The 18,501-nt window shown below is 61.7% G+C and carries 17 protein-coding genes; 12 read left to right on the top strand and 5 right to left on the bottom strand.

All coding sequences use genetic code 11. From position 1 onward, the window contains the following. Positions 1-110: 110 nt before the first annotated feature. Positions 111-995 carry a LysR substrate-binding domain-containing protein gene (locus B9A97_RS15185; protein ID WP_084366196.1) on the bottom strand — a complete coding sequence of 295 codons (885 nt, stop codon included), beginning with the start codon at positions 993-995 and terminating at the stop codon, positions 111-113. A 107-nt stretch (positions 996-1,102) separates the two neighbouring features. On the opposite strand from B9A97_RS15185, the gene B9A97_RS15180 reads away from it, so the two are divergent. The 5 genes from B9A97_RS15180 to B9A97_RS15160 are packed head-to-tail and all read left to right on the top strand — an operon-like array spanning position 1,103 to position 6,367. Then, on the top strand, positions 1,103-2,299 hold the full coding sequence (locus B9A97_RS15180) for a trans-sulfuration enzyme family protein (RefSeq protein WP_084366195.1): 1,197 nt from the start codon (positions 1,103-1,105) through the stop codon (positions 2,297-2,299). A 40-nt stretch (positions 2,300-2,339) separates the two neighbouring features. Continuing rightward, positions 2,340-3,365, top strand: a complete 1,026-nt coding sequence (locus tag B9A97_RS15175; protein WP_084366194.1) for an amino acid ABC transporter substrate-binding protein — start codon at positions 2,340-2,342, stop codon at positions 3,363-3,365. 16 nt (positions 3,366-3,381) lie between these two features. Continuing rightward, a complete protein-coding gene (locus B9A97_RS15170) occupies positions 3,382-4,506 on the top strand; it encodes an amino acid ABC transporter permease (RefSeq protein ID WP_084366292.1) in 1,125 nt (374 codons plus the stop codon). Beyond that, positions 4,503-5,609: an amino acid ABC transporter permease gene (locus B9A97_RS15165; protein ID WP_084366193.1), complete on the top strand. Its 1,107-nt coding sequence runs from the start codon at positions 4,503-4,505 to the stop codon at positions 5,607-5,609. The genes B9A97_RS15170 and B9A97_RS15165 overlap by 4 nt, the downstream gene beginning before the upstream one ends. Then, positions 5,606-6,367: an amino acid ABC transporter ATP-binding protein gene (locus B9A97_RS15160; protein ID WP_084366192.1), complete on the top strand. Its 762-nt coding sequence runs from the start codon at positions 5,606-5,608 to the stop codon at positions 6,365-6,367. The genes B9A97_RS15165 and B9A97_RS15160 overlap by 4 nt, the downstream gene beginning before the upstream one ends. Positions 6,368-6,479: 112 nt before the next feature. Here the strand turns inward: B9A97_RS15160 and hutC are convergent, their stop codons facing one another. Continuing rightward, complete coding sequence (hutC, locus tag B9A97_RS15155; RefSeq protein WP_084366191.1) at positions 6,480-7,214, bottom strand: histidine utilization repressor; 735 nt, start codon at positions 7,212-7,214, stop codon at positions 6,480-6,482. Positions 7,215-7,349: 135 nt separating this feature from the next. On the opposite strand from hutC, the gene hutF reads away from it, so the two are divergent. The 7 genes from hutF (at position 7,350) to B9A97_RS15115 (ending at position 15,161) form a co-directional block, all read left to right on the top strand. Beyond that, positions 7,350-8,720: a formimidoylglutamate deiminase gene (gene hutF, locus B9A97_RS15150; protein ID WP_143530489.1), complete on the top strand. Its 1,371-nt coding sequence runs from the start codon at positions 7,350-7,352 to the stop codon at positions 8,718-8,720. 21 nt (positions 8,721-8,741) lie between these two features. Further along, complete coding sequence (gene hutI, locus B9A97_RS15145) at positions 8,742-9,992, top strand: imidazolonepropionase (protein ID WP_084366190.1); 1,251 nt, start codon at positions 8,742-8,744, stop codon at positions 9,990-9,992. Next, entirely contained in the window at positions 9,989-11,524 is a 1,536-nt protein-coding gene (gene hutH / locus B9A97_RS15140) for a histidine ammonia-lyase (protein WP_084366189.1), read from the top strand. The genes hutI and hutH overlap by 4 nt, the downstream gene beginning before the upstream one ends. A gap of 229 nt (positions 11,525-11,753) precedes the next feature. After that, complete coding sequence (gene hutG / locus B9A97_RS15130) at positions 11,754-12,554, top strand: N-formylglutamate deformylase (protein WP_084366290.1); 801 nt, start codon at positions 11,754-11,756, stop codon at positions 12,552-12,554. 12 nt (positions 12,555-12,566) lie between these two features. Next, positions 12,567-14,240, top strand: coding sequence for a urocanate hydratase (gene hutU, locus B9A97_RS15125; protein WP_084366188.1), 1,674 nt, complete (start codon positions 12,567-12,569; stop codon positions 14,238-14,240). 4 nt (positions 14,241-14,244) lie between these two features. Further along, positions 14,245-14,814, top strand: coding sequence for a HutD/Ves family protein (locus B9A97_RS15120; RefSeq protein ID WP_084366187.1), 570 nt, complete (start codon positions 14,245-14,247; stop codon positions 14,812-14,814). Positions 14,815-14,903: 89 nt separating this feature from the next. Beyond that, positions 14,904-15,161, top strand: coding sequence for a LysR family transcriptional regulator (locus tag B9A97_RS15115; protein ID WP_244564240.1), 258 nt, complete (start codon positions 14,904-14,906; stop codon positions 15,159-15,161). A 203-nt stretch (positions 15,162-15,364) separates the two neighbouring features. Here B9A97_RS15115 and B9A97_RS15110 read toward each other — a convergent pair whose 3' ends face one another. Genes B9A97_RS15110 through B9A97_RS15100 form a run of 3 tightly spaced genes read right to left on the bottom strand, consistent with a single transcriptional unit; the run spans position 15,365 to position 18,500 of the window. Then, a complete protein-coding gene (locus B9A97_RS15110; RefSeq protein WP_179145300.1) occupies positions 15,365-16,513 on the bottom strand; it encodes a M24 family metallopeptidase in 1,149 nt (382 codons plus the stop codon). Positions 16,514-16,542: 29 nt separating this feature from the next. Then, positions 16,543-17,517: an ABC transporter ATP-binding protein gene (locus B9A97_RS15105; protein ID WP_084366185.1), complete on the bottom strand. Its 975-nt coding sequence runs from the start codon at positions 17,515-17,517 to the stop codon at positions 16,543-16,545. Further along, positions 17,514-18,500: an ABC transporter ATP-binding protein gene (locus B9A97_RS15100; RefSeq protein WP_084366184.1), complete on the bottom strand. Its 987-nt coding sequence runs from the start codon at positions 18,498-18,500 to the stop codon at positions 17,514-17,516. Before B9A97_RS15100 ends, B9A97_RS15105 begins: the two co-directional genes overlap by 4 nt. Between the last annotated feature and the right edge of the window lies 1 nt (position 18,501).

Genomic DNA, 18,501 nt, shown 5'->3' with positions numbered 1-18,501 from the left:
ATGTTCGAAAGTTTCGAGAAAGACCGCTGTTGGCTGTTGGCGTAGAGATCTCCTGTGTCACTGTCGGTCACGGCACCTCGAGGCATGAAGATGAGCATCACCGGCCATGGTCATTGGAAAACCGATAGTTTCATCACCTCTTCTACGAAGTCGGCGACAATGCGCGAAGGATATCGGTTGGGCGGTAGCACCAGGAGTGTGCGGAAGTAGATTGCCGGCTTGAACGGGATGATTGTCAGGCCTCGACCAATATAAGGTTCAGCGGTCATGGGGTTGACGAGGCCGATGCCGAGCCCTGCCTGAACCATGGCGCAGATGGTGGTGGAATACGGCGTTTCCAGCACCACCTTCAGCTTGGCGGAGCGATCGCGGAAGATCGCTTCGGCCGCACGGCGAGTCGTGTCTTCCGGTGACAATGCTATGAACGCTTCCCCGTCTAGATCCTCGGGCGTGAGTTCCTTCGCATTCTCCAACCGATGCCCATCCGGGACGGCGATGGCGGCCCGATAGCGCGCAAAGGGTCGAACATCGACGCCTTCGGTTTCGATCTCGTCGGCGGCCAGCCCGACATCGACCTGTCCCGAGGCCACGAGATCCTTCACGGTCGAGGACAATTGTGCCTGAAAGGCAATGGCAACATTCGGATGCCGCGCCTGGAAGCCGCGCAAGGCCCGTGGCAAGATGTTCGTGCTGAGTGCGGACAGGCTGGCGACCTTGATTTCGCCAGAACCGAAATCGCGAATTCGCGCTGCAGCACTTTTCAGCCGGGTTAGCCCGGAAAACGAGCTCTCTACCTCCTTGAAGAAGATGTTCGCCTCGGCGGTCGGGAACATGCGACCGCGTTCGCGCCTGAACAGGGCAAAGCCGATATCCCGCTCGAGTTCCTGTATCGCCTTGCTGACGGCAGGCTGGGAAATGCGCAGCACCTCCGCGGCACGCGACGCCGTGCTGTTGGTCATCACGGCGTGAAACACCTCGATCTGACGAATGTTCATTCAAGACCTCATAACCTACAGGAATAGAGTGACATGATATTGATATTGGACGGAATTGACATGCCGATGTTTTAATCCGCTGAAGAAATTGCTCAGGATTAAGCGGAATGAAAGATCTTACGCAGTGTGTCGTAACGCCGGACGTCAATGTTGATGGGTTCGAAGCCCTTGGTGTCGCGACGCACCGGGCTTCCACCATTGTCTTCAAGAATGCGGACGCCTATGCGACCCGCGGCCAGCGTGGTCACGAGGGCTATACCTACGGGCTCTACGGGACACCAACGACACGCACTCTGGAAGCCAAGCTCACCGCGCTGGAGCAGGGTGTCCGCACATTTCTCGTGCCGTCGGGGCAGGCAGCGAACGCGATTGCGGCGCTGCCCTTCTTGAAGGGTGGCGACAAGATCCTGATTGCAGATACCGCTTATCCGCCCATGCGCGACTTTGCCAACCAGGATCTGGCGCGCTTCGGTGTCGAGGTTGCCTATTATGATCCCGTCTCCATCGAGGATCTGACCGCAAAGATTGATGGCCGCACCAAGCTCGTCTGGTGTGAATCCCCTGGCTCCACGACGATGGAGATCCAGGACCTGCCAGCCATTGCCGCTATCGCGCATCGACACGGTGCGCTTGTTGGCTGTGACAACACCTGGGCGACGCCACTCAACTACAAACCGCTGACGCTCGGAGCCGATATCGTTACCGAAGCCCTGACGAAATATGTCTCGGGTCACTCCGATCTGTTGATGGGATCGATCACCGTGCGGTCGGAGGACCTCATTACGCCGATCCGCGCCACGCTTGGGCGTTTCGGGATCGGAGTATCTCCTGACGATGCATCACTTGTGCTGCGAGGTTTGGAAACGCTGGGTGTCCGCCTCAAGCACGCCGCGGATGGCGCTGCGACGCTGATCGACTGGATCGCCCGCCACCCCTCGGTCGAGCGCGTGCTGTTTCCGGCCCTGCCGGGCGCTCAGGGCCACGAGATCTGGAAACGGGACTTCCTGGGCACAAGCGGGGTCTTCAGCGTGGTTTTGACGTCGGAAGCGGTGCCCCACGCCGCCGCCGCGCTCGACGTCCTGAAAACAATTGCGATCGGCGCCTCATGGGGTGGAACCCGAAGTCTCATCGCGCCCATGCCTGTTCGCCAGAACCGCACAGCCACCGCCTGGACGAGCGACGATCTCGTGCTGCGCATCAGCGTCGGGCTGGAAGACCCGACCGACCTCCAGGCCGACATCGAAGCGTTCTTTGCCGAGATCCTCCGCCGAACGTCGCAGGCAAAACTGGTGCGGGCAAGCTGACCATCACTCAAAACGCACTTCAACAACAAAGGGGAATAACATGCGTTCGAAAATTCTTGGACTGGGCTTCCTGCTCACGAGCATGCTGTCGGCCGGCCTGTCGCCGGCTGTCGCAGGGCCAACGCTTGACGCCGTCAAGGCGCGCGGCTTCCTGAAATGTGCGTCAAGCCAGGGCACCGTTGGCTTTGGCGCGCCCGACGAAAAGGGATATTGGCGCGGCCTCGATGTCGAGACCTGCCGGGCCGTGGCGGTTGCCATCTTCAATGACAAGGACAAGGTGGAGTTCGTTCCGCTCAGCGGCCAGCAGCGCGTACCGGCCTTGCAGACCGGCGAAATCGACATCCTGCCGCGCACGTTTACATGGACCTTGCGTCGTGATGCGAACGGTCTGAATTTCACGACGCCCAACTATTATGAGTTTACCGGCTTCATGATGCCTAGGGCGCTCGGGGTGACGAAAGTGGAGGACATGTCCGGCGCCACTGTCTGCGTCCAGACAGGATCCACCACGGAGGTCGTCGCCAATGACGTATCGAAGGAGCATAATCTCGGGCTGAAGCCTGTCGTCTTCGAAAACAGCTCTGCAGTCAGCCAGGCCTTCTTCTCCGGCCGTTGCGACGCCCTGATCACCGATGCGGCTGCACTGGCTTCGATCAGGGCAACGTCTGCCAAAAATCCCGATGACTACATCATCTTTCCGGCAACCCGGTTCATGGACGCTTTGACGCCCGCCGTTCGCCATGGCGACGATCAGTGGCTCGATATCGTCAACTGGTCGATCCAGGCCTTGATCGCCGGCGAACAACTGGGCGTGACCCAGGCCAATGTCACCGAGATGCAGACATCGGAAGATCCTCGCGTCAAGCGCTTCCTTGGCGTTGAGCCTGGAAACGGTTCGGCACTGGGGCTGGACGAGAAATTTGCGGCCAACATCATCGCCCAGCTCGGCAATTACGGCGAAATGTTCGATCGCAATGTCGGCAAGGATAGTCCGTTGAAGCTGGAGCGGGGCGCCAATCGTCTCTACTCCGATGGCGGACTGATGTTCCCGCTGGCATTCCAGTAAGTACATGGAGGCCGGCATGCTTTCCGCACTCTGGGACAATCGTCGCATTCGAACCAATGCGCTTCAGGTCTTGCTGTTTGCTGGCTTTGCCGGTCTTCTTTTCTGGCTGTGGTCCAATACGGCGGCCAATCTGGCCGCCCGGGGCATCCGGGTCGGTTTCGACTATCTGAGCAGGCAGGCGAACTTTCCCATCTCGGAAAGTGTCCTGCCCTATGATCCCGCAGATACATTCGGCTGGGCTTACGTGATCGGTGTGACCAACACCGCCGTCATCTCGTTCACAGCGATTATCATCTCCACACTTGTCGGCCTGTTCATCGCTCTCGTCCGGCTATCGAACAATCCCTTGGCGTCAAAGATGGCGGCATTGTTTGTCGGTGTCATCCGCAACATGCCGCTCATTGTGCAGCTCCTCTTCTGGTACGCGCTGGCGACGACCTTGCTGCCGGCACCGCGTCTGGCCTTCAACCCGCTGCCCGGCTTCTATCTGTCTCTCAGGGGGCTCTATATTCCGGCGATCTCGCTTGGCCCGCAGGCGGGTCATTTCGCTATCGCCTGCCTTGCTTTCCTCGTGGCGGCCATCCTGATTCATCGATGGGCATCGCAGTCCGTCCGGTCCGTGGGCAAATGGATCCTGCTTGGCGGCCTGCTCACGGTTGCTGCTATGCTGCTTCGCCCCTCGGCAAGCTTTCCGGAACTGAAGGGTTTCAATTTCGTCGGGGGTCTTCGCCTGTCCCCGGAATTTGCGGCCCTTATGCTCGGTCTCGTCCTCTACACCTCGGTTTTCATTAGTGAAGTCATCCGCGGTGGGATCGAAGCTGTGTCACGCGGACAGTGGGAGGCCGGACGTGCACTTGGTCTGTCCGAACGGCACGTCATGTTTCGCATCATCATTCCACAGGCTTTGCGGATCATCGTTCCTCCCATGACTTCCCAGTATCTGTCGACGGTGAAGAATACGACACTGGCGCTGGCCGTCGGATATCCGGAACTTGGTCTCGTGGTCGGAACGGTCATCAATCAGACGGGACAGGCCATAGAGAGCATTTCCATCCTTCTGGCCGTTTTCCTCACGATCAGTATCGCCGTTTCGATGTTCATGAACTGGTACAATGCCCATGTGGCACTGGTGACGCGATGACAACACTTTCCATTTCGCACGGCCACGTGGCCGCCGACATACTGCCCGCGCGGGAAGCGCCGCCGATCAAGCGGACGCCCATTCGCAAGATGCTATTTGGCGACATCCTGAGTGCGGCTCTGACGACCGGCGCGCTGCTGACGATCTTGGCGCTGCTTCCGGCACTCCAGTGGGGTCTTCTGGACGCCACCTGGACGACCTCGGATCCCGAGGCCTGCCGAGCCGGCGGGGCATGCTGGGCCTTCATCGGCGCCAAACTTCGTTTCATCCTCTTCGGCCTCTATCCACCCGAGGCGCAATGGCGCCCTATGGCCGTGATGGGCCTGATGGTTATGATGGTTCTGATGTCGCTGTCGCCAGCGCTCTGGGGGCGAAAGCTGGTTATCGCATGGCTGGTGGCCGTGGCCGTGATGCTGGGCCTGATGTGGGGCGGCGTTGCGGGAATGCCCTTTGTGCCCACCTCGCAATGGGGCGGTCTGCCGGTCACCCTCCTGCTGGCTCTGCTGTCGCTGGGGTGCGGCTTTCCCTTCGCTGTCTTTCTGGCGCTCGGACGGCGGTCATCCCTGCCAATCCCAAGGCTCCTGTCCGTCGGGCTGATCGAGACGGTCCGCGGACTTCCACTTGTCGGGCTGCTGTTTGTCGCCTCGATCCTGCTTCCCCTGCTCCTGCCGCCAACCTGGACGATCGACAAACTTGGACGGACCTTTGCGGCGCTGACGGTCTTTGCGGCGGCCTATCTTGCCGAGGTCATTCGCGGCGGGTTGCAAGCCATCCCCTCCGGTCAGATCGAAGCGGCGAAAGCACTCGGCATTCCCAACTGGAAGGCGATCCAGCATATCGTGATGCCGCAGGCCATTCAGAAGGTCATCCCGCCGCTAACGAATACGGCGATTGTCATGGTCAAAAACACCAGCCTGGTGATGATCGTCGGGGTGTTCGACATGCTGAGTGCCGGTCGCTCGGCGGCCATGGACCCAATCTGGCCCGCGCCCTATCGCGAAGCCTACCTGTTCGTCGGCCTCATCTATTTCGCGCTCTGCGTTGCCATTTCCTATTACGCCCGCTGGCTTGAACTGCGTGTCAAAGCACAGGATTACCGATGATATCTGAACAACAGCCCAATCTTGAACCGTCTGCCATCGCGATCCGCAATCTCGACAAATGGTATGGCACATACCATGCGCTTCGCAATGTCACCCTGTCGGTCAAGGCCGGTGAGCGCATCGTCATCTGCGGGCCATCCGGCTCCGGCAAATCGACGCTCATCCGATGCGTCAACCATCTTGAGGATCATCAACAGGGCGAGATCGTCGTGAACGGTGTCACGTTGAACGACAGCCTGAAAAACATCGATGCGATCCGCCGCGATGTCGGGATGGTGTTCCAGCACTTCAACCTGTTTCCGCATCTCACCGTTTTGGAGAACTGCGCGCTGCCTCAGATTTTGTCACGCGGAACGCCGAGGAAGCTCGCCGAAGACCGCGGCATGCAACTTTTGGAACAGGTTCGGATTCCAGAGCAAGCGCTGAAATTTCCCGGTCAGCTCTCCGGTGGCCAGCAGCAGCGCGTCGCCATCGCCCGTGCCCTGTGCATGTCGCCCAAAATCATGCTCTTTGATGAGCCGACATCCGCGCTTGATCCGGAGATGGTGAAGGAGGTTCTGGAGACGATGGTTACCCTTGCCGAGGACGGCATGACCATGATCGTCGTGACCCATGAGATGGGGTTTGCCCGTCGCGTGGCAGATCGTGTTGTGTTCATGGATCGCGGCACGATCGTCGAAAGTGGCGCGCCGGACACTTTCTTCGACGCCCCAACCCATGAGCGGACAAAAAGCTTTCTCAGCCAGATCGTTCATTAGCGATGGGACCATGGATCAATGCATTGCGCGCGCTCGGAGGTCGGCGCGAGGACGAGACATACCCGATTGCCGATCTCGTCGGCCATTCCGAAAGGCTGTTCCCTGAAATCTGTCAGGACGTGCTTTCCAAACGATACCGACTGCCGGGATAAAGAAGGCGCACAGAGGTGACGATGTGCTCGCCGGACCAGGTGCGGCGGCGGATCAGCAGGCAGGGCTCGGTCCGGGCAATGGCGAGATGCCGGCATTCCCAGGATTGCGGCAGCACAGCCTCGACAAACTGTTCGGTATGGGTGATTGGCGCCACTTTCGTTAGATAGGCGTTCGGCGTCGTCACGCGAAAATCCTGGTCGAGATACCATGGCGCCATGGCCGCATTGACGAAGCGGTCCTCCAGTTGGATCGGCAGATCGTCCTCAAGGTGCAGGATCACGGAATGAAACGCTTGGGCACCAACAGCCACATCAAGAGCTTCCGCCAGTTCGTGTCCACAGATTTCCATCTGCGCCAAGATAACCTGAGAGGTGTGTAGCGAACCGCGTTCGGCGATTTCGTCGGCGATGTTGCGCACGCCCATGAAGGGGGCGGACCGCTTCCTGTTGGCCACGAACGAGCCACGGCCCTGCACCCTGACGATGACGCCTTCCATGGCGAGTTCCCTCAGCGCGCGGTTTGCCGTCATGCGGCTGACACCAAGTGTCTCCGCCAGTTCGTTTTCGGAAGGAATGCGGTGATCGGCTGGCCACTCGCCGCTATCGATCCGCTGCTTGATATCGGCTTTCAAGCGCTCATAGAGCGGCGCATCGCGAAGGCCTGACGTCGCCATGGTCTCCTCCGCCTCAAACATGTTCGCCTCTCCCGCTGCTGCCGCCCTGTGCATACAAGAGACCACGCCGAGATGCAGCGCAATTTTTTGCTCGGCCTCTTGTCGGCTTAGGAAATCTCTGACATCTTCCCTATACAACTTTGTGAGGGCCGATCAATGACGATGCTGCGAACCCTGTTTTGCCCGCAGATCCTGCTGGCCGACGGCTGGGCGGCCAATGTCGTGATAGCCATCGACGGCCACGGCCGAATTGCAGGGATTGAACGAGGCCCAACGGGCTCGGCCCATGCAGAGATCGTACGCGGTCCCGTGGTTCCAGCCCAGGCAAACCTGCATTCCCACGCGTTTCAGCGCGCTATGGCCGGCTTGGCCGAACAGGCCGGCGCGACGGAAGATAGTTTCTGGACCTGGCGCGAGGCGATGTATCGGCTGGTTGCCCGGATGAGACCTGACGACATCGAAATTGTTGCCACAAAGTTGTACAGTGAACTTTTGAAAGGTGGCTTCGGTCACGTTGTGGAATTCCACTATTTGCACCATGCCGATGGTGGGCGCCGCTATGATGATGGTGCCGAGACCTCGTTGCGGATCCTGAAAGCAGCAGAAACAGCCGGCATCGGGCTTACCCATCTGCCCGTCTTTTATGCCCATGCGGGTTTTGGAGGCACGGCGCCGAACCAGGGCCAGCTTCCGTTCGTTCATGATGTCGATCCGTTCCTCAAGCTGCTGGAGCGCCTTGCACCGGCCTGTGCGGCGCAAGGGGCAAGACTCGGCCTTGCGATCCATTCCTTAAGGGCAGCAACGCCCGAAGAAATGCGCGCGGTTCTCGCCGCTGAGCGGACGGGTGGGCCAGTGCATATCCATGTCGCTGAGCAGGAACGCGAGGTGGAGGATTGCCTGGCCTGGAGTGGACGTCGTCCGGTGGAGTTCCTGCTGGATGAGATGCCGGTGGACGACAGGTGGTGCGCCATCCATGCCACCCATATGACGCCGCAGGAAACGGCGCGGCTGGCGCGCTCGGGCGCTGTTGCCGGCCTCTGCCCTGTCACGGAGGCCAATCTTGGCGACGGCATTTTCCCGGCAGCCGATTTCCTGGGGTTTGGCGGCGCCTTTGGCATCGGAACCGACAGCCATGTGGCGACATCCGTGGCCGAGGAACTGCGGCTGCTGGAATATGGCCAGCGGCTGCGCGACCGACGCCGCAACCGGCTGGCGTCAGGTTCGGGCGCTTCGGTGGGCCGCACGATGTTTGATGCCGCCCTTTCTGGCGGCGGTCGTGCAGCGGGACTGGACACCCACGGCATAAGCGTGGGGGCACGCGCCGACCTCGTCGTGCTTGATGGCGATCATCCGTTCATCGGGACGGCGTCCGGCGACCAGATCCTGGACCGCTGGCTGTTTGCCACGGGATCAGATGCCGTTCGCGATGTCATGGCTTCGGGGCAATGGGTGGTACGCGACGGCCGCCACCGGGATGAAGAGGCGATCGACCGCGCCTTTCGCGACGTGCTCGTGAAACTCGCCTGAAGCACGGGAGGAGACAGCGTAATGACACTGCTCGCCCGACCCGAAGGAACCCAGACCTTGCTTTTGCGGAATGCAAGGCTCGCCACGCTGGCGCCTGGCCAGCCCGGCCTCGGCATCGTCGACAACGGTGCTGTGCTGATCGAGAACGGTCGTATTCTCTTCGCAGGCCCGCAAGACCAGGTGTCCGTGCAGCCAAATATGCAGGTGATCGATTGCGAGGGCCGCTGGGTGACGCCGGGCCTCATCGATTGCCACACCCATCTCGTCCATGCCGGCAATCGGGCCAAGGAATTCGAGATGCGGCTTGCCGGCGCGTCCTACGAGGAAATCGCCCGCGCCGGCGGCGGCATCGTCTCGTCGGTGCGTCAGGTGCGCGAGGCGAGCGAAGCGGATCTTGTCTCGCAAACTTTGCCCCGGCTCGATGCGCTGATCGCCGAGGGCGTGACAACCGTCGAGGTCAAATCCGGCTACGGGCTGACTGTCGAAGACGAACTCAAGATGCTACGGGCCGCACGGCAGCTCGCCGATAAGCGGACCGTATCTGTCACCACGACCTATCTCGGGGCGCATGCAACGCCTGCCGACTACAAGGGGCAGAATCGCGATTTCATCGAAGATGTCGTGATGCCGGGCCTTAAGGCAGCCCATGCGGAGGGGCTGGTCGATGCGGTGGACGGCTTTTGCGAGGGCATAGCCTTTTCTCCTGAGGAGATGCGGATTGTCTTCGATGCGGCGAAATCTCTCGGACTGCCGGTGAAACTGCATGCTGACCAGTTGTCCAACCTCCATGGGGCAGCGCTGGCAGCCGAATATCAGGCATTCTCGGCAGACCACCTGGAATACACCGATGAAGACGGTGCTGCCGCGATGACACGGGCCGGAACCGTCGCGGTGCTGCTGCCAGGCGCCTATTACTTCATCCGCGAGACGAAAAAGCCGCCGGTCGATCTCTTCCGCAAACACGGAACGGCCATGGCGCTTGCCACGGACTGCAATCCCGGCACCTCGCCGCTGACCTCCCTGCTGCTGACCATGAACATGGCCGCCACGCTGTTTCACATGACGGTCGAGGAATGCCTTCTCGGCATCACCCGCAATGCCGCCCGCGCGCTCGGACGTCTCGATACGGTCGGCACCATCGAGGTCGGCAAGCAGGCCGACCTTGCCATCTGGTCGGTCGAGAGCCCGGCTGAGCTCGTCTACCGCATCGGCTTCAACCCGCTCTACCTACGCATCTGGAACGGCCACATCACCAAAGGAATTCTGTCGTGACCATTACGCTTCACCCCGGCCGCGTCTCCCTCGCCGAACTCGCGCAGATCTACTGGAGCAGCGAAAGTGCCGTGCTCGACCGCAACTTCGACGCCGGCATCGAAGAAGCGGCCGCACGAATTGCCGAAATCGCCGCTGGCAACGCGCCGGTCTACGGCATCAATACCGGCTTCGGCAAACTCGCCTCGATCAAGATCGATGCGGCCGACACGGCGACTTTGCAGCGCAATCTGATCCTGTCGCATTGCTGCGGCGTGGGCCAACCGCTTGGTGCCAACATCGTGCGCCTGATCATGGCGCTGAAGCTGATCTCGCTCGGTCGCGGCGCCTCCGGTGTCCGCCTCGAACTGGTACGGCTGATCGAAGGCATGCTGGACAAGGGCGTCACGCCGCTCATTCCGGAAAAGGGCTCCGTGGGTGCGTCCGGCGATCTTGCGCCCCTCGCGCATATGGCGGCCGTGATGATGGGCGAGGCGGAGGCCTTCTTTGAGGGCGAACGGCTTTCCGGCGCCGAGGCGCTGAAGCGCGCGGGGCTGACGCCAGTGGTGCTCGCGGCCAAGGAAGGCCTGGCCCTGATCAACGGTACGCAGGCCTCCACCGCGCTCGCGCTAGCCGGCCTCTTCCGTGCCCATCGCGCCGCCCAGGCGGCACTGATTACCGGCGCGCTCTCGACCGATGCCGCGATGGGCTCGTCGGCGCCCTTCACCGCCGACATTCATACGCTGCGCGGCCACAAGGGGCAGATCGATACGGCGACGGCCCTCCGCGGCTTGCTGGCCGGCTCCGTGATCCGCGACAGCCATCTGCAGGGCGACGAGCGGGTGCAGGACCCCTACTGCATCCGGTGCCAGCCGCAGGTCGACGGCGCCTGCCTCGACCTGTTGCGCATGGCCGGCCGCACGCTCGAAATCGAAGCGAATGCCGTCACCGACAATCCGCTCGTGCTTTCCGACATGAGCGTCGTCTCGGGCGGGAACTTCCATGCGGAACCGGTGGCCTTCGCCGCCGACCAGATCGCGATTGCCGTTTGCGAAATCGGCGCCATTGCACAACGGCGCATCGCGCTCTTGGTCGATCCGGCCCTGTCTTACGGGCTGCCGGCCTTCCTCGCCAAGAAGCCGGGGCTGAATTCCGGTCTGATGATTGCGGAGGTCACCTCGGCTGCTTTGATGAGCGAAAACAAGCAGATGGCGCATCCGGCCTCGGTCGATTCGACGCCGACGTCCGCCAATCAGGAAGACCATGTCTCGATGGCCTGCCATGGCGCACGGCGCCTGCTGCAGATGACCGACAACCTCTTCTCGATCATCGGCATCGAGGCGCTGACCGCCGCCCAGGGCGTCGAATTCCGCGCGCCCCTGGCGACGAGCCCGGAACTGCAACGGGTGATCTCCGTCTTGCGCGCCCACGTCGCCACCTTGGAGGAGGATCGCTACATGGCGCCGGATCTTGAGGCCGCCGGTCGGCTGGTGGCAGACGGGACACTGGTTGCGGCCGTGTCTGGCGGGTTGTTGCCGGGGCTGGAGGGGTGATGTCGATGACTGCGTTACCCCCCTCTGCCCTGCCGGGCATCTCCCCCTCAAGGGGGGAGATCGGCAAGACGCTCTCTCCTTGCCTCAATGATGCAGCTCGGCAAGCCGCTGACTCCACGGGAAGATGGGCATTCCAGCCTTGCCGCGGATCAATCTCCCCCCTTGAGGGGGAGATGGTCGGCAGACCAGAGGGGGGTATCACAGCCTCCCACCGAGGTGGCCTGCAATGATGCCGATCTTCGAAATCACCAAAGGCACCTCGCCTGTCATCCTTGCGTTCCCACATACCGGCACGGATGTCCCGCCCGCGATTTGGGATCGTCTTGATGACAACGGAAAGCTGCTCGCCGATACCGACTGGCATATCCATGAGCTATATGCCGGGTTGTTGCCGAATGCGACGACCGTCCGGGCGACCTTCCATCGCTACGTGATCGATGCGAACCGCGATCCTGATGGCTTGAGCCTCTATCCGGGGCAGAACACGACGGGCCTTGTGCCGGAAACAGATTTCGACGGCGTTGCCATCTGGAAAAGCGGCGGGGAGCCAACGAGCGATGATGTCGCCGAGCGCCTGGCAGGTTTTCACGCTCCCTATCATGCGGCACTCAGCGCCGAAATTGAGCGCGTAAAGGCGATCCATGGCGTGGCGGTGCTGTATGACTGCCATTCGATCCGCTCGTTGATCCCCTTCCTGTTTGAAGGGTCCCTGCCGGACTTCAATATCGGCACGGATATGGGGCGCACCTGCGATGCCAGGATCGAGAAAGCCGCTAAGGAGATTGCCGGTCGGGCCGAGGGCTATACGTCTGTGGTCAACGGCCGCTTCAAGGGCGGCTGGACGACCCGGCATTACGGCAAGCCGGAGAGCGGCGTGCATGCCATCCAGATGGAGCTGGCGCAAATCACACATCTGGCCACCGAAGCACCGCCTTTCGCCTATGACGCCGGGAAGGCCGAAGCGCTGAGACGCCATCTCAAGGACATTTTGACATCAATCGAAGCCATCGCGCTCGAACTGAAACACTGAGGAGCGAGGACCATGAGCAATCCCAGACATAATATCCGCGACGTCCGCGCCGCAACCGGAACCGAGCTCTCGGCCAAGAGCTGGATGACGGAAGCGCCGTTGCGCATGCTGATGAACAATCTCGATCCCGATGTCGCCGAGCGGCCGCACGAGCTGGTGGTCTATGGCGGCATTGGTCGTGCCGCGCGCACCTGGAATGATTTCGACCGGATCGTCGAGACGCTGAAAACGCTCACGGAAGAAGAGACGCTGATCGTCCAGTCCGGCAAGCCCGTCGGCGTGTTCCGCACCCACAAGGATGCACCGCGCGTGCTGATCGCCAATTCCAATCTCGTGCCGCACTGGGCGACCTGGGATCACTTCAATGAGCTGGATAAGAAGGGACTGGCCATGTACGGCCAGATGACCGCCGGCTCGTGGATCTATATCGGCACGCAAGGCATCGTGCAAGGCACCTACGAGACCTTCGTGGAAGCCGGCCGCCAGCACTATAACGGCAACCTGAAGGGTAAGTGGATCCTGACCGGTGGCCTTGGTGGCATGGGAGGCGCCCAGCCGCTCGCCGCCGTCATGGCCGGCGCCTGCTGCCTTGCGGTCGAATGCGACGAGACCCGCATCGATTTCCGCCTGCGCACCCGTTACGTCGATGCCAAGGCGCATACGTTGGACGAGGCGCTTGCCCGGATCGACCAGTGGACCAAGGCGGGCGAAGCGAAATCCGTCGGCCTCGTCGGCAATGCCGCCGAAATCTTCCCGGAACTGGTGCGCCGTGGCGTTCGCCCCGACATCGTCACCGACCAGACATCGGCCCATGATCCGATCCACGGCTATCTGCCATCAGGCTGGACGGTTGCCGAATGGCGGGCGAAGCAGGAAAGCGATCCGAAGGCGGTGGAAGTCGCTGCCCGCGCTTCGATGAAGACCCATGTGCAGGCGATGGTCGATTTCTGGAACATGGGCATTCCGACGCTCGACTATGGCAACAACATTCGCCAGGTCGCCAAGGAAGAAGGCCTCGAAAATGCCTTCGCCTTCCCCGGCTTCGTGCCGGCCTATATCCGTCCGCTGTTCTGCCGCGGCATCGGCCCGTTCCGCTGGGCCGCACTTTCGGGCGATCCGGAGGATATCTACAAGACGGATGCCAAGGTGAAGGAACTGCTGCCCGACAACACGCATCTGCACAACTGGCTGGACATGGCGCGCGAGCGCATTTCCTTCCAGGGCCTGCCAGCCCGCATCTGCTGGGTCGGTCTCGGCGATCGCCACAAGCTTGGCCTCGCCTTCAACGAGATGGTGCGCAATGGCGAGCTGAAGGCTCCCGTCGTCATCGGTCGCGACCACCTCGATTCCGGTTCGGTTTCTTCGCCCAATCGCGAAACGGAAGCGATGAAGGATGGCTCCGACGCCGTGTCCGACTGGCCGCTTCTGAACGCACTGCTGAACTGCGCCTCCGGTGCGACCTGGGTTTCGCTGCATCATGGCGGCGGTGTGGGCATGGGCTTTTCCCAGCATTCCGGCATGGTCATCTGCGCCGATGGTACTGACGATGCCGCCCGCCGGCTGGAGCGGGTGCTTTGGAACGACCCGGCGACCGGCGTCATGCGCCATGCCGATGCGGGCTACGACGTCGCGCTTGATTGCGCCAAGGAAAAGGGCCTGCACCTTCCAGGCATCCTCGGGAACTGATCGGATGCGAATTCTCAGATCTGCCGACCACAGGAGAATGCCGTGGAAGAACGGAGCGGGCGAGACGGTGGAGATCGCCGTCTTTCCTGAGGGCGCCTCCGTCGAAGACTTTGACTGTCGCGTCAGCATGGCCTCCGTTGTCACGGATGGTGCATTCTCGCTGTTTCCGGGCGTAGATCGAACGCTGAGCATCCTCTCGGGCGAAGGATTGTCGTTGTCCGTGGAGGGACACGATGCAGCAACCCTGCGCACCGATAGCGAGCCTTATGGCTTTCCTGCGGACCTTCCGACAAAAGCCAGGCTGATGGCAGGCCCGGTCGCTGACCTCAACGTAATGACCCGCCGTGGCCGATATGTCCATCGGGTCACCCGCCAAGTCGGCCAAAGATTTAAACTCGATGCGCGACAGGCGACCCTGCTGGCGATGGGACAGGGGACGCTTGGGAGTGAGGGCGGTGATATCAGGCTGCATTCCCTGGATGCCATTGTGCTGGATCACGGCGAACAGGTGGTGCTGATCGCTGATCGGGATGTCACGTTGTTCGTCGTGGAAATCGCCTTAGTAGCGGCGTAACGAGAAGTACCAACTTCTGGTTTTTGCGCTTTTTGCAGCCATGATATGACATGACGCTTGGATGAGACGGAAGCAAGGAAACATCAGGTTTGGCCACCAGGGATAGCGAGTTTTCGCCACGCGAGATCGAGATGTTTGCGGCGGTCATGCTGCACGGTTCCACCACCAAGGCCGCCGATGCGCTTGATGTCACCCAGCCCGCCGTCAGCAAGATGCTTTTGCAACTGACGGAAAAGGCGGGGTTCCAGCTGTTACGCAAGAGCCGCCAGCGGCTCATTCCGACGCCCGAAGCCCATATGCTCTATGCGGAGGTGAAGCGGGTGTTCGAATCGGCGCGGGACATCTGATCCAGGTGAAGCTGGCCGATCATTCCAACAACATCCGCCGAATAACCGTACAGTCACGATCAATGTTCAGCACCGACCTCATGGCGGAAGCTGCGTCCGCCATGGTCAACCATGGTTCGTTCAAGCCGGAATACTGTGCGTAAATGCCGGCACGCCTCATCATGATCGATGAGAAAGGGGAGTGTTTAGCTTCTCCTATTCACCTACTCAATGACAACCAGATCTTGCCAGCCGGTGGTCAGCGGCTCGCCGCCGCCGGGGCGGGCGACGATGCAGTCTTCGACCCGTGCCGAGAAGGTGCCGTCTTGGAAGATTGAGGGCTCGATGGTGAAGATCATGCCTTCTTCGACGGGGGTTTCGTCGCCTTTGGTGAGGAACGGTGGTTCATGCACGTCCCAGCCTATGCCATGACCCAGACGGTGTCGGAATTTATCACCGTAGCCAGCATCTGCGATGACGTCGCGGGCGATCTTGTCCACGTCCTGGCAGGTCGTGGCGCCTGCTTTCAGCGCCGCTATTCCGGCGCGTTGGCTGTCCATGATCAGCCGGTGTACCTTGATCTGCTCGTCGCTCGGGGCGCCGAAGCTCACCGTGCGGCCGAAATCATAGCACATCCCGTCATGCACGGCGCCAAAGTCGAAAAGCACCGAGACCGGCGCGGTCAATACGCGCGGCCAGGTTTCTAGACGACGGCCGAAACGCATTGGGTGGTTCGGTCCGGTGTTATAGAGCGAGGTGGTGAACGATGGCCCCAGCGATCCATGGCGCTTCATCTGAAAGTCGACTTCCGCCACGATGTCCAGCTCGGTCATCCCGATTTTCAATTTCGGCAGAACATCGGCAAAGGCGGCTTCGGTCATTCGGCCTGCCTCCCGCATGGTGGCGATTTCACCCTCATCCTTGATCACACGCAGGGCGCGCAGGATATGGGTGGCCGAGGTGAAGCGCGCGGCCGGCACCAGCTTTTGCAGTTCCATCAGGCTTTCAGCCTCGGCATTGTCTGAGGTGGCAATGGTCGCGCCGTCCTTGATGCCGAATTCCTTCAGGATGCCGCGCACCATCTGCACCGGGTCGTCCCAATCGCCCAGAACCCGCACATCCAGGCCATCAGTGCCGCCCTTGGCGCCGAATTCGGCCGTCATGCGGGGAATGGTCAGGATCGGGTCGCGGCCCGGCGCGATCCAGGCCCCTTCCAGCCACATGCCGGGATGCAGGTTGCGCCCATAGTTCGGGATGTCGCGATGAATGCCGGTGAGGTAATCCAGGTCGGTGCCCAGCGGAACGAAGACAAGGTCCGCCTTGCCCGGCAGAAGTCCCCGGAAACGGGTCATGCGATCTTGGTAGGTAGCCATCATGTCTCTCCCTTTGGTGGTTTGATTTTTTAAAGCAGGTGACAGGCCGCGCGCCTGCCCGGCGCGATCTGGCGCAAGGCCGGGGATTCCACGCGGCAACGGTCTGTCGCCAGCGGGCAGCGCGGATGGAAGTGGCAGCCTGAAGGCGGGTTCAGTGGCGAGGGAATTTCGCCGGCGACAGGGTGAAACGTGGTGCGCCGACGGTCGAGCCGTGGTACCGCCTTAACCAGGGCACGGGTGTAGGGGTGTTGCGGCGCGTCGAAGACCTCTTCGGCCGGGCCTTCTTCGACCACGCGGCCGAGATACATGACCAGCACCCGGTCTGCCAAATGCCTGACAATGCCGAGATCGTGGCTGATGAAGATGTAGGTCAGGCCCAGTTCTTCGCGCAGATCCATGAAGAGGTTGACGATCTGCGCCTGAACCGACACGTCAAGCGCCGATACCGCTTCGTCACAGATCAGCACCTCGGGCTTGACCGCCAGCGCGCGGGCAATTCCGATACGCTGCCTTTGACCGCCGGAGAACTGATGCGCAAAACGGTCGTGGAAGGCGGGATCGATGCCACAGCGTTCCATCAGGGTGCGCACATAGGTTTCCAGTTCATTGGCGCCGACGATGCGGTGCACCCGCGGCGCCTCTCCAATCAGTTCGGTGACCCGCTTGCGCGGGTTCAGCGACGAAAACGGGTCCTGAAAGATCATCTGACGATCCAGGCCTTGCGTCACGTCGCGTGCCTTGCCTTGCTGCAGCACCTCACCGGACGACGGTCGTGTCAGGCCTGCAGCCATGCGGCCCAGGGTGGATTTGCCGCAGCCAGACTCCCCGACTATGCCGAGCACATCGCCCCGGTGCAGTGTGAAATCCACCCCATCCACCGCCCGGACCACCTGCGGACCGGGGCCAAGCCCCAGGCGCCCGATGGCGCGGGACAGAAGGCTGTCGTTCTGCCGAAAGGTCTTGGTCAGGCCGCGCGCCTCGAGAATGGGTAGCTCGGCTGTCATGCCACGGCTCCGGCTGGTTCGGTCAGGGGGTGATGGCAACGGACGGTCTGGCCTGCGCCTGTGGCCCGTGGCTCGGGCCGGACCGTATCGCAGACCGCACTGCGTCGGGCGCAACGCGCTGCAAAGGCGCAGCCCTGAGGCAGGTCGGACAGCAGGGGCATGCGCCCCGGGATCATCGGCAACCGCGCGCCCTTCGGCTGGCTGGCCGCGACGCTGTCGATCAGACCGCGCGTGTAGGGATGCGCTGGCGTGTCGAGCACGGCATCGACAGGGCCTTCTTCGACGACGCGGCCCGCATACATGACCGAGACGCGGTCGGCGATACCCGCCACGACAGCCAGATCATGGGTGATCCACACCAGTGCCGTGCCCCGCTCACGGCACAGCCGCTGCGCAAGGGCGAGGATTTGGCCCTGAATGGTGACATCCAAAGCCGTCGTCGGCTCATCGGCGATGATCAGTTCCGGACTGTGCAACAGGGCGGTTGCGATCGCCACGCGCTGGCGCATCCCGCCCGACAATTCATGGGGCCATGCCCGCAACCGCTGCTCGGGCGCGGCAATTCCCACTTCCGACAGTGCTGCCACCAGCCGCCTGCGCGTGTCGGCACGCGACAGGGAGGCATGGGCGCGCAAGGCATCGCGCATCTGGGTCTCCACCCGCAGAACCGGGTTCAGCGTCATCATCGGATCCTGGAAGATCATGCCAATCCGGCCGCCGCGGACGTGACGCATCTCGCGCGGGGGCATGCGGCGCAGATCGGCACCACCTAAGTGAATGCTGCCGCCCGTGACCCGCGCCGCTCCCGGCAGGAGCCCGTTGATGGAAAAACCGGTCAGCGATTTGCCCGACCCGCTTTCGCCGACCAGTGCGACGATTTCACCGGCGTTGACGGTCAGATCCACGCCATCCAGGGCACGCAGTTCGTTTTGACCGCTGTCAAACACCGTGGTCAGGCCACGCACAGACAGAACCGGGGCCATG

Source organism: Rhizobium sp. RU36D (assembly GCF_900176345.1).
GTDB lineage: Bacteria > Pseudomonadota > Alphaproteobacteria > Rhizobiales > Rhizobiaceae > Allorhizobium.
The sequence above is the reverse complement of the archived record's forward strand: the minus strand, read 5'-3'. Positions and strand labels throughout refer to the sequence as shown.

Coding starts and splice junctions, on each gene's coding strand:
- B9A97_RS15110 (WP_179145300.1), bottom strand. CDS start 16,513: ATGGCTACCTACCAAGATCGCATGACCCGTTTCCGGGGACTTCTGCCG.
- B9A97_RS15165 (WP_084366193.1), top strand. CDS start 4,503: ATGACAACACTTTCCATTTCGCACGGCCACGTGGCCGCCGACATACTG.
- B9A97_RS15160 (WP_084366192.1), top strand. CDS start 5,606: ATGATATCTGAACAACAGCCCAATCTTGAACCGTCTGCCATCGCGATC.
- B9A97_RS15105 (WP_084366185.1), bottom strand. CDS start 17,517: ATGACAGCCGAGCTACCCATTCTCGAGGCGCGCGGCCTGACCAAGACC.
- B9A97_RS15170 (WP_084366292.1), top strand. CDS start 3,382: ATGCTTTCCGCACTCTGGGACAATCGTCGCATTCGAACCAATGCGCTT.
- B9A97_RS15175 (WP_084366194.1), top strand. CDS start 2,340: ATGCGTTCGAAAATTCTTGGACTGGGCTTCCTGCTCACGAGCATGCTG.
- B9A97_RS15120 (WP_084366187.1), top strand. CDS start 14,245: ATGCGAATTCTCAGATCTGCCGACCACAGGAGAATGCCGTGGAAGAAC.
- hutG (WP_084366290.1), top strand. CDS start 11,754: ATGCCGATCTTCGAAATCACCAAAGGCACCTCGCCTGTCATCCTTGCG.
- hutU (WP_084366188.1), top strand. CDS start 12,567: ATGAGCAATCCCAGACATAATATCCGCGACGTCCGCGCCGCAACCGGA.
- B9A97_RS15180 (WP_084366195.1), top strand. CDS start 1,103: ATGAAAGATCTTACGCAGTGTGTCGTAACGCCGGACGTCAATGTTGAT.
- B9A97_RS15100 (WP_084366184.1), bottom strand. CDS start 18,500: ATGGCCCCGGTTCTGTCTGTGCGTGGCCTGACCACGGTGTTTGACAGC.
- hutI (WP_084366190.1), top strand. CDS start 8,742: ATGACACTGCTCGCCCGACCCGAAGGAACCCAGACCTTGCTTTTGCGG.
- hutC (WP_084366191.1), bottom strand. CDS start 7,214: ATGTTTGAGGCGGAGGAGACCATGGCGACGTCAGGCCTTCGCGATGCG.
- B9A97_RS15185 (WP_084366196.1), bottom strand. CDS start 995: ATGAACATTCGTCAGATCGAGGTGTTTCACGCCGTGATGACCAACAGC.
- hutF (WP_143530489.1), top strand. CDS start 7,350: ATGACGATGCTGCGAACCCTGTTTTGCCCGCAGATCCTGCTGGCCGAC.